Annotated in this window: 9 protein-coding genes and 2 pseudogenes; 3 read left to right on the top strand and 8 right to left on the bottom strand. The window is 58.7% G+C overall.

Annotated features, from left to right (window positions below):
* Nucleotides 1–40: 40 nt before the first annotated feature.
* Nucleotides 41–373, top strand: a complete 333-nt coding sequence (locus tag PYV00_RS12165) for a hypothetical protein (protein WP_342803814.1) — start codon at nucleotides 41–43, stop codon at nucleotides 371–373.
* 361 nt (nucleotides 374–734) lie between these two features.
* On the opposite strand, the pseudogene tnpA reads toward PYV00_RS12165, so the two are convergent.
* Nucleotides 735–1,076: pseudogene (gene tnpA, locus PYV00_RS12170) on the bottom strand (IS200/IS605 family transposase); the annotation flags it as partial.
* On the opposite strand from tnpA, the pseudogene PYV00_RS12175 reads away from it, so the two are divergent.
* Nucleotides 1,074–1,321: pseudogene (locus PYV00_RS12175) on the top strand (IS701 family transposase); the annotation flags it as partial. The pseudogenes tnpA and PYV00_RS12175 sit on opposite strands and share 3 nt — an antisense overlap.
* Before the next feature lie 88 nt (nucleotides 1,322–1,409).
* On the opposite strand, the gene PYV00_RS12180 reads toward PYV00_RS12175, so the two are convergent.
* From PYV00_RS12180 to alr, 3 genes are read right to left on the bottom strand one after another with little or no spacing between them, the layout of a single operon-like run.
* On the bottom strand, nucleotides 1,410–1,760 hold the full coding sequence (locus PYV00_RS12180) for a RidA family protein (RefSeq protein WP_275228537.1): 351 nt from the start codon (nucleotides 1,758–1,760) through the stop codon (nucleotides 1,410–1,412).
* Nucleotides 1,761–1,778: 18 nt separating this feature from the next.
* Complete coding sequence (locus tag PYV00_RS12185; protein WP_275228538.1) at nucleotides 1,779–3,032, bottom strand: D-amino acid dehydrogenase; 1,254 nt, start codon at nucleotides 3,030–3,032, stop codon at nucleotides 1,779–1,781.
* A gap of 3 nt (nucleotides 3,033–3,035) precedes the next feature.
* Entirely contained in the window at nucleotides 3,036–4,133 is a 1,098-nt protein-coding gene (alr, locus tag PYV00_RS12190) for an alanine racemase (RefSeq protein ID WP_275228539.1), read from the bottom strand.
* Nucleotides 4,134–4,276: 143 nt separating this feature from the next.
* Here alr and PYV00_RS12195 point away from each other — a divergent pair, with 143 nt between their 5' ends.
* A complete protein-coding gene (locus tag PYV00_RS12195) occupies nucleotides 4,277–4,768 on the top strand; it encodes an Lrp/AsnC family transcriptional regulator (RefSeq protein ID WP_275228540.1) in 492 nt (163 codons plus the stop codon).
* An 80-nt stretch (nucleotides 4,769–4,848) separates the two neighbouring features.
* On the opposite strand, the gene PYV00_RS12200 is transcribed toward PYV00_RS12195, so the two are convergent.
* The 4 genes from PYV00_RS12200 to PYV00_RS12215 all read right to left on the bottom strand — a co-directional run.
* Entirely contained in the window at nucleotides 4,849–5,166 is a 318-nt protein-coding gene (locus PYV00_RS12200; protein WP_275228541.1) for a 2Fe-2S iron-sulfur cluster-binding protein, read from the bottom strand.
* A 133-nt stretch (nucleotides 5,167–5,299) separates the two neighbouring features.
* Nucleotides 5,300–5,962, bottom strand: coding sequence for a CoA transferase subunit B (locus PYV00_RS12205; RefSeq protein ID WP_275228542.1), 663 nt, complete (start codon nucleotides 5,960–5,962; stop codon nucleotides 5,300–5,302).
* The gene (locus tag PYV00_RS12210) at nucleotides 5,962–6,672 is read right to left on the bottom strand and encodes a CoA transferase subunit A (protein WP_275228543.1); all 711 of its coding nucleotides are present in this window, start codon (nucleotides 6,670–6,672) and stop codon (nucleotides 5,962–5,964) included. Before PYV00_RS12210 ends, PYV00_RS12205 begins: the two co-directional genes overlap by 1 nt.
* A gap of 265 nt (nucleotides 6,673–6,937) precedes the next feature.
* Nucleotides 6,938–8,054: LLM class flavin-dependent oxidoreductase (locus PYV00_RS12215; protein WP_275228544.1), on the bottom strand; the 1,117-nt coding region annotated here is incomplete at its 5' end.

Raw genomic sequence — 8,054 nt, forward strand, 5'->3', positions numbered from 1 at the left:
GCGGCTGAACTTCCTTCGTTGCATTTTGGACCTCCGATAGGTGAAAACACCTTATCTCGGTGTCCGCCAAACCGGCAGCAGGCCAATGATCGTCAGCTACAGCCTCGGCTGGCTCAAGCCCTACGAATTGCCGTGGCTTGCTTATCCTCCTGAAGTTGCGCGGGGTTTCAGCCCGGAACTGGCAGCCTTGGCTGGCTATTACGCGCACCGGCCCAATCTCGGTACATACGAGGGTTGTTGTCCTTCACGATTGCTCGAATCCCGCGCTCCAACCGCCACGGGAGCGGTTGACTATCTTCGCGTCGAACAGGAAATGCTGATTGAGACTTGGCGCTGCGGAGAACTCGTCACTGAAGAAGCCACTAATTTATGACGGATGCGCATATCGAGGAGCGCAGGATCGCTACCTGCCGCGCGCTGATCCATCAGCGCAAGACAATTCGGCAAGTATTCGGCTTTACCTTATGCTCCTGCCCCACTTGGGATATGCTTCTTGACCTGTGCCTTGCCGAATTGGAAGGGCGAGAAGTCTATCTCTGGTCCTTGTGCATGGCTGCCCATGCGTCATGCGCGACCGCGTACCGGAAAATCGCAAAGTTCGAACATGAGGGCATTGCGACAAGGACCTTGGATGAAAAAGATCATCGACGCTCTCTGCTAAGATTCACTCAATACGGCTCCTTTAAAATGGCACACATCCTGGATCGTACATCTTTAATTTAAAAACTGAAGGACTACCGGCGGATGCCGGTAGGTTCTGGGCGCCAGGCTGAAGCCCGATCATCTGGCTCGGTATGGCGTTTCAGATAGGTGACGATCATGTCATCGGTGATGCTGCCGGATGTGGTCGAGAAGTCGCCTCTCGCCCATAAGCGTTGCCCCCAATACCGTTTGCGGATGTGCTCGAATTCCTGCTGGATGCGGCGCGACGAACGCCCTTTTGCCCGCTGGACGAATTCGCTGACCGAGATGTGCGGCGGTATCTCTACGAACAGGTGCACGTGGTCCTTCGACAGTGCGCCGCTGACAATGTTCATCCCCATCTTGGCGCTGACTTGCCGAACGATATCCCTCAGGCACATCAGCAACTCAAGGAAGAGCTTGGGCTTGATCACTTCGAAGGCAGATCATGGACCGGGCTGCACCGACATTGCCTGATGGCGATGATCGCCTTCGCGTTTCTCCAATCCCGCCGCATCAAAGCAGCGGGACGGAAAAAAAGAGTCGGGGGGCCACCGCCTCAGCCAACCATGCCGGCCATCCGCCAGGCCATTCTCGACCTCTTCATGCGACCGTCACCAACGCGCTGTCCCCACTGTGACAAACTCCTCATCGAGCACACCAAGAATAATCTGCCAAAGTAGTGCTAATGTCTCTGCTCCCTGCCGGGATTGATTGCGGGCCAGGCCTCAGTCGGCCTTGGCGGCCGTGATGATGATCTCGATCTTGTAGTCTGAGCTGGCGAGTTTCGCCTCACCGGTCGCTCGGGCTGGCGCTTCGGCGTCCGCAATCCAGCTATCCCAGACAGCGTTCATTTCGGCAAAGTCATTGATGTCGGCGAGCCAGATTTGAGCCATCAAAATATGGTTCTTGGAACTGCCGGTCCGCGTGAGCAGAGATTCGATTTCTGCGAGAACGGCCTGCGTCTGTTTGGTGACACTTTCGCCCGGCGCCGCGATCTGTCCTGCGAGATATATGGTGTTGCCATGTATCACAGCTTCGCTCATGCGCGTGCCACGGTCGATACGAGTGATTGTCATGAAAAGCTCCTTGGGCTGTTAACGGTAACGGCTGATAGCGAGATCGGCGGCTTCGATGGCCGGCTTGCGTCCGCCAATGATGTCGGCAATCACATGGCCCGACCCGCAGGCCATGGTCCAACCCAGCGTGCCATGGCCGGTGTTGAGATAGAGGTTGCCGATCTTCGTTCCCCCGATAACCGGAGTGCTATCCGGCGTCATTGGACGCAGACCGCTCCAGAAACTGGCACGCTCAAGATTGCCCGCACCGGGAAACAACGATCCCACAGAATATTCGAGTGTTTCACGCCGCGCCTGGGGCAGGTCATTGGAATAACCGGAGAGTTCCGCCATGCCGCCGACACGGATGCGGTCACCAAGCCGGGTGATCGCTACCTTGTAACTTTCATCCAACAGGGTGGAAACAGGCGCATTGGCTTCGTCCTCGATCGGAGCGGTGATGGAGTAGCCCTTCACCGGATACACGGGCAGGCGGATACCAAGCGGTGCCAGCAGCAGCGGCGAATAGCTGCCCAGAGCCACGAGAAAGGCATCGGCGGCTATATCCCCTTTATCGGTTTCAACATGGCTGATCCGATCGCCTTCTCTGACGAGGCGCAGGATAGTGTGGTTATGAAGGAAGGTTACGCCTTCACCCTTTGCCATTTCAGCCAAAGCGTTGGCGAACTTGAAACAGTCGCCCGTTTCGTCATTGGGGAGACGCAGCCCCCCGGCGAGCGGCACTCCGCTGTTCGCGAGGCCAGGCTCGGCAGCAATGCAGCCGGCCGCATCCAGTATCTCGAAGGGTACGCCGTCCGCTTGAAGGACGGCCACATCCTTGTCGATGCCGTCGAGTTGTTTGTGTTCACGGAAGAGCTGCAATGTGCCCCGACTGCGCTCGTCATAGCTGATCCCGGTTTCCGCGCGCAGATCGATCAAGCGATCCCGACTGAATTCGGCCAGACGGACCATGCGGCTTTTGTTCAAGGCATAAGCTGGCTTGGTGCAGTTCCCGAGCATCGCCACGATCCAGCGCAGCATCGCCCAGTCGGCTTGGGGGCGCAGGATCAGTGGGGCGTGCTGCATGAACAGCCACCGCAGTGCTTTCATCGGAATACCGGGCGCCGCCCAGGGAGAGGCATAGCCGGGAGAAATCTCACCCGCATTGGCGAAGCTGGTCTCGAGGGCGGGCCCTTGCTGGCGGTCGATGACGGTCACCTCATGACCCGCCTGCGCCAAATACCATGCCGACGTGACACCTACGACGCCGCTGCCAAGAATGGCGATCTTCATGGGTCAGGCGCTCCGTTTGAGTTGGGTCGCGCGCGCGGGAGAATAAATGCGCGTGTAGCGATGACCCAGTTGGGTCAGGATTTCGTAGGAAATGGTGCCCGCGTCGTCGGCAACATCGTCGATGCTCTGGTGCGAACCGATCAGTTCCACTGGCGCACCCGGATAGAGCAGCGCATCGGGAACATCGGTCACGTCAAGCGTGATGCTGTCCATCGAAACGCGTCCGGCGATAGACACTCGGACCCCACCAATGTAGGCCGATCCCCGGTTGCTGAGATGCCTGGGCCATCCATCGGCATAGCCGACCGAAATTGTCGCGATGCGGGACGGCTGCTCACAGCGGTGGGTCAGACCATAGCCAACGGCTGCGCCCGCCGGGACGGTTCGCAGTTGAAGAATTCTCGCTTCGAGACTTACGACCGGGCGCATCGGATTGGGTCCCGTCCTGGGAGCGCCACCGTAAAGAGCAATACCAGCGCGAACGAGGTCGAAATGGCCCCGCTCAAGGAAGACACCGCCACTGTTATCGAGTGAGCGTGCCACATTCGGGAAAGCTCGGGTCAGAGCCTCGAAGGTCTCGACCTGTCGCTCGTTGAATGGCTCGACAGAATTGTCGGCGCAGGCGAGGTGACTCATGACCAGCTTCAACTCGATCCCATTGAGCCGGGAGCGTTGCATCGCCAGCGTCTGTACTTCTTCAGCAGACAAGCCGAGCCGAGCCATGCCGGTGTCGATCTGTAAGGCGGCGGAGAGCGTGCGACGAAGTTCCCGCGACATCGCGGTCCAGCGGTCGACCTGATCGAGCGAATTGAGAACCGGCACCGCACCCAGTTGCGCGCAATCCCTTTCCGTTCCAGGAAGTAGTCCGTTGAGGACGAAGAGGGTATCAGAGCTTCGCAACACGGATTTCAGTGCTACTGCCTCTCCAAGGAAAGCGACGAAGAAAGTGCGGCAACCTGCATCCATCAAAGTTTGCACGACCGGGATCGCGCCGAGGCCATAGCCGTCGGCCTTGACCACAGCTGCGACCTGTGCCGATCCGGCGTGGAGCTGGATCGTGCGGTAATTTTCGGCAAGCGCATCAAGATCGATGCTCAGCATTGCTCCGGCGGAATCAATCACAACTGCCCCCTGCTATCTGACGAAAAGGTAGTCGTTTAGATTCAAAATATTCCGTCAAAGAGACGAACACCTTGCCAATCTTCTGCCAATTATGGAATGATCGTCGACAGAAAGGGAAGGGCATGTCAGAATCAATCGACCGAACCGACCGAGAGATCATCCGCCTGTTACACCTCAACGCCCGACGACCGAATTCCGAGATTGCCGCAGAGGTTGGCTTGTCGCCTTCGGCATGTCACCGCCGCATTAAAATACTCGAAGATCAAGGAGCCATCCGCGGTTACACGGTCGTTCTTGCGCCTTTGGCGGCTGAAGCGGGCTCGGTCGATGTCTTGGTGCGCGTGACGCTCGAGCGCCAGACCGAAGATTATCTCGCGCGATTTGAACACGCTGTAAGGCAGTGCCCGCAGATCAGGGAGTGTTTTCTCATGACCGGCGAGGTCGATTATTGGTTGCGAGTCCAAGCAGAAAATGTGGCCGCTTATGAAGTCATTCATAGCGAGATTCTCTCACGGATGCCCGGCGTCACACGCATCACTTCAAGTTTTGCGATGCGCGATGCATTGCGCCCGCGACGAGTTAAAGCGGGTCGTCGATTGAATACCGGCGCGTAAAGCGCCTTGAGCAAGACGCGCAGTCTTCCAGCAGGAGAACTACTCATGGCGATCCGGAGCATTCGCGCTGAGGCTGCTGATCAATCTTCCGGAGCGATGGCAACGCGCAGGCCGTCCAGATCTTCGGTGAAGTGAAGCTGACAGGAAAGCCGGCTGAGTGAATTGCGGTGCTCGGAACTGTCCAGCAGATCATTTTCATCCTCGCTCATTGGAGGAAATTGGTCAGCATAATCGGGATCGACATAAACGTGGCACGTAGCGCAGGAACTGCACCCCCCGCATAGCGCCAGCAGTTCATCAAAGCCTGCGTCACGGATTATTTCCATGACCGAAATGCCGGGCCTTCCTGTAACAGTGCGTTCCTGGCCATCCCGATCGGTCACAAAAAGCTTTGGCATTCGATTAATCTCCCTATGAATATCGAGCGTTATCTTGCGGTTGGGACGTTATTAAGGGGGCTACGTCCACACCTTCGCGGAGGATCACGAACCGCCTGTTTCAAGCCCGGCACGTGACTTGAAAGAGCAACGCTCAGGCCGGGTCCAACATCTCGAAGGAAGCAGTGGTCCTGCTCTTTACTTCGTCGCAGGTAATGCCTGGCGCCAGCTCGATCAGCCGGAACGGTTTTCCCGTCTCAGGCCGTTGAAACACAGCCAAATCGGTGACGATCATGTCTACAACATTCTTGCCCGTCAGTGGCAGGCTGCATTCGGGCACGAACTTGGAATCTCCGTTTCTTGAGCAGTGTTCCATCACCACTATGATCTTCCTGACCCCGGCGACGAGGTCCATAGCGCCCCCCATCCCCTTGATCATCTTGCCCGGTATCATCCAGTTGGCGATGTCGCCCCGTTCGGAAACTTCCATTGCACCCAGCACCGTAAGATCGATATGCCCTCCTCTGATCATCGCGAAGCTTTGCGCGCTGTCGAAATAGGCCGACTGCGGCAATTCGCTGATCGTCTGCTTCCCGGCGTTGATCAGATCGGCATCAACTTCATCGTCATACGGGAACGGGCCGATCCCCAGCATGCCGTTCTCCGACTGAAGCGTCACAGTCATGCCCTGGGGAACGTAATTGGCCACAAGTGTCGGAATTCCGATACCAAGGTTTACGTAATAACCGTCCTGCAGCTCCCTTGCAGCACGCTCGGCCATCTGGGCGCGGCTCCAACCCTTGCCATCCTGAGCCATCACGCGAGCTCCCTTTCCCGCACAGTGCGGAACTCGATCTTCTTGTCATATGGCACCCCGACGATCAGACGTTGGACATAAACGCCCGGGAGGTGAATGTGATCTGGATCCAGGCTGCCGACGGGAACGATTTCCTCGACTTCCGCGACGCAGATTTTTCCGCATGTGGCGGCAGGCACATTGAAGTTGCGCGCGGTCTTGCGGAAGACGAGATTGCCGGTCTCATCCGCTTTCCAGGCCTTCACAAGCGACAAATCTGCGAAAATACCGCGTTCGAGGATATAGTCCTGCCCATCAAAGGTTCCGGTTTCCTTTCCTTCGGCCACCAGCGTTCCCACTCCTGTCCTGGTGTAAAAGGCCGGGATTCCTGCTCCACCGGCGCGCATCCGTTCGGCCAGAGTTCCCTGCGGGCAGAACTCGACTTCAAGCTCACCGGCGAGATATTGGCGCTCGAACTCCTTGTTCTCGCCCACATAGGATGCGATCATTTTGCGCACCTGGTGTGTGCGCAGGAGCTTGCCAATACCTTCATTATCGACGCCGGCATTGTTCGACGCGAAGGTCAGGTCCTTCACTCCGCTATCGCGCACGGCATCGATCAGCCGTTCGGGAAGGCCGCAAAGGCCAAATCCGCCAGCGGCGATCAGCAGACCATCCTCGAGCAGATCGTGAAGCGCCTCGCTCGCGCTGTCATATATTTTGTTCACCATTGCCCGACCCTCACTCCACCCCTGAAATCGCAGCAGAAAACATCGCAGTCGTCGACTTCGCTTCTTTGATGGTGAGTTGGGCTGGGGGGACCGATGTGGTCATGGTTTTGATCCGGTGGGCTGGAGTGGATTTGGCGTGGTGAGGGGTTCGACCATGCGATCGAGAGGGAAGGCATGGACGATGGCGAGGGCGGCCCGGATGCGGGCCGCCCTTGTTTCCCAGTCGGCGGATGTGCTGCTGGCGGGTTTGTCGCCGAGCAGGCTGTCAGGCCGCGACATTGGCGAAGTCCAGCGCGGAGATCTGCTCGTCGGCCGAGAAGTTGGGCATGACCTTGTCGGCGAAGAGGCGGATGGAGGCGAACTGCTGCTCGAAGGAGACGTGCGGCAAGGCCCAGTACATGATGAGGTGCTGCATGCCGAGTTCCTGCTCGTAGCGCTTGAGCAGTTCGGTCACTTCCTCGGGGGTGCCGACGAAGATCTGGTCCCGCTTGCGGAAGAAGTCGAACCAGTCGCAGGTCTTCTCCTCTTCGGTCAGTTCCTCGGTTTTGGCGAGCATGGCCTGACGGCCGAGCCAGTTGTCGAGACCGAAGAGCTTGCCGAACAGCCCGTTGAGCGCCGGCCGCATCACGGCGTCGGCCTCTTCGCGGGTGTTGGCGACGAAGGTCGGGCGCATCATCGCGGTACGCAGATTGGCGCCCAGCGGCATCTTGCCCGCAGCGATCGTCTCGCGCGCCGCCTGCCGATAGGCGGTGAGGCGTTCGCGCGTGCCCTCGAAGGTCTGGGCCCAGCCGGTGGCGGCAACGCCCCTTCTGGCCGCTTCGACGGTCGACGCAACCGAATCGACCATGGTCCAGCACGGCGGCAGCGGTTCCTGAAACGGCGTCGGCAGCCCCTGGATCGCGGTTAGCGTACCGTTGGCGTCATAGTAGCGCGGATCGCGATGTTCCGCGGGGATGAACGAGCCGTCCCAGGCCGTCGGGAAGGTGAAATAGTCCCCGTCGAAACGGAAGGGCTTGCCGCTCCAGAAGCGCTTGATGATCTCGAAGGCTTCCCAGGTCAGCGCGCCATTGGTCTTGTTATGGTCGCGCTGGATCGCGGTGTTGGGATCGAACTGATAGCTGACCTTGCCCGAGAGCCCCTTCATGAAGCCGAAGTCGAGACGCCCCTGGCTCATATGATCGAGCATGGCCGCGTCCTCGGCGACGCGCAGCGGATGATGCGCCGCAAGGTTGGTGCCGCACTGGCCGATCCGCAGCTTGCTCGTCGCCGCCGCTATGAAGGCCCCGATATGCAGCGGATTGGTCGGCGTCGGCGTGACTGTAGCGCGACGATTACGGAGTCCGGTCGGCGTCAATTTTGATGGCCGATAGGTGGCCGCGCCG

It is taken from the genome of Novosphingobium album (ex Liu et al. 2023) (genome assembly GCF_029076845.1).
In the GTDB taxonomy this organism is placed as follows: Bacteria; Pseudomonadota; Alphaproteobacteria; order Sphingomonadales; family Sphingomonadaceae; genus Novosphingobium.